The organism is Gluconacetobacter tumulicola (assembly GCF_014174215.1).
GTDB classification, from domain to species: Bacteria; Pseudomonadota; Alphaproteobacteria; order Acetobacterales; family Acetobacteraceae; genus Gluconacetobacter; species Gluconacetobacter tumulicola.
This window is the reverse complement of record NZ_JABEQL010000063.1, coordinates 1-1562: the sequence shown is the minus strand read 5'-3', so window position 1 is coordinate 1562 and position 1562 is coordinate 1. Positions and strand designations below refer to the sequence as shown.

The following is a 1562-nucleotide window of genomic DNA, read 5'->3' as shown; positions in this document are numbered from 1 at the left end:
TGACCGGGTGGACATCCTGCTGCGCAATGGCCGGTCGATCGGCGTTACGGGCGATCCCCCAGACGCCTTGCTGGCGCGGATCATCCGGATCGCGGAGATGGCATGATCGGCCTGGGAAACGGCGTTCGCGTCTATCTGGCGTGCGGCGTGACCGACATGCGCAAGGGGATCTCGGGACTGGCGGCCCTGGCGCAGGACGTCCTGCGCCAGAATCCCACCTCGGGCGCGCTCTTTGCCTTCCGGGGCCGCAAGGGTGACAGGATCAAGCTCCTGACCTGGGATGGCCAGGGGTTCTGCCTGTATTACAAGGTTCTGGAGAATGGACGTTTTCCATGGCCGTCTCCGGCTGACGGCGTGGCACGGCTGACATCGGCGCAGATGGCCATGCTATGGGAGGGCATGGACTGGAGGCGGCCGGCATGGTCGGCACCGCCCTCGCGCGTGGCCTGACTTTCCTGGGGCCGCGCGCGTGGAATCCTTTGTTTTTCTTCTGTTTTCCGCTATTCTTTTGCCATGGCGGTCGCGTCCACACCCCTCCCAGACGATCTTGATGCCCTCAAGGCCATCATCATGGCCCAGCAGGTCGAGATCACCCGGCTGTCGGCGTCGGAACGCGCCTACGACGCCCTTGTCCAGTCGCTGAAGATCCGTATTGCCCGTCTCCAGAAACAGAAATTCGGCACGAGTTCGGAGAAGATCGAGCGCGAGATCGAGCAACTCGAGCTTCTCCTCGAAGACGTGGAAATCGCCATCGCGGCAGCGGACACCGCACCGGAAGCAGACGAACAGGCTGGCGACGACGCCGCTCCCTCTCCCCGGCGCCGACGTGGCAAACCACGCGTGTCGGAGACGACACCGCGCGAGCGCATCGTCCTCGATCCCGGCGAGAGCTGCCCCTCCTGTGGCGGTCCCCTGCGCCTGGTCGGCGAGGACGTCGCCGAGATCCTCGAGTTTATCGCCGCAAAGCTGAAAGTCGTGGAAACCGCGCGGCTGAAGAAATCCTGCCGGCATTGCGAAACGATGGTGCAACCCGAAGCGCCCTCCCGCCCGGTGCCGCGCGGCATGGCCGGCCCAGGCCTGCTGGCCCACATCCTGGTCTCGAAATTCGATGACCACTTGCCGCTCTACCGGCAGAGCGAAATCTTTGCCCGTCAGGGTGTCGAAATCCCCCGCTCGACCCTGATCGACTGGTGCGGTCAGGCGGTCGCCGTTCTCCGCCCCCTGGTCGCGCTGATCCGCCAGGAGGTGACGGGATCGGATCATCTCCATGCCGACGATACCCCGATCCAGGTCCTCGATCCCCGCCTGCGCCAGATCGGCAAGCCGCGTGGCGTCAAGGAAGGACGGATCTGGACCTATCTGCGTGATCCCCGGCCCTGGGGCGGCAGCGATCCTCCGGCCGTCGCCTACTGGTTCTCCCCCGATCGCAAAGGGATCAATCCCCAGACCCATCTGGCGAACTTCTCCGGCATTCTCCAGGCGGATGCCTACGCAGGCTTCAAGGAACTTTACAAGCCCGATGCGCGTGGCGCCGTGCGCGTCCGTGAAGCCGCCTGCTGGGC

Annotated in this window: 2 protein-coding genes; both read left to right on the top strand. The window is 65.0% G+C overall.

All coding sequences use genetic code 11. From position 1 onward, the window contains the following. Positions 1-102: 102 nt before the first annotated feature. The gene (gene tnpB, locus HLH29_RS19215; RefSeq protein WP_182968974.1) at positions 103-450 is read left to right on the top strand and encodes an IS66 family insertion sequence element accessory protein TnpB; all 348 of its coding nucleotides are present in this window, start codon (positions 103-105) and stop codon (positions 448-450) included. 63 nt (positions 451-513) lie between these two features. After that, positions 514-1562: IS66 family transposase (gene tnpC / locus HLH29_RS19210; RefSeq protein WP_182968973.1), on the top strand; the 1049-nt coding region annotated here is incomplete at its 3' end.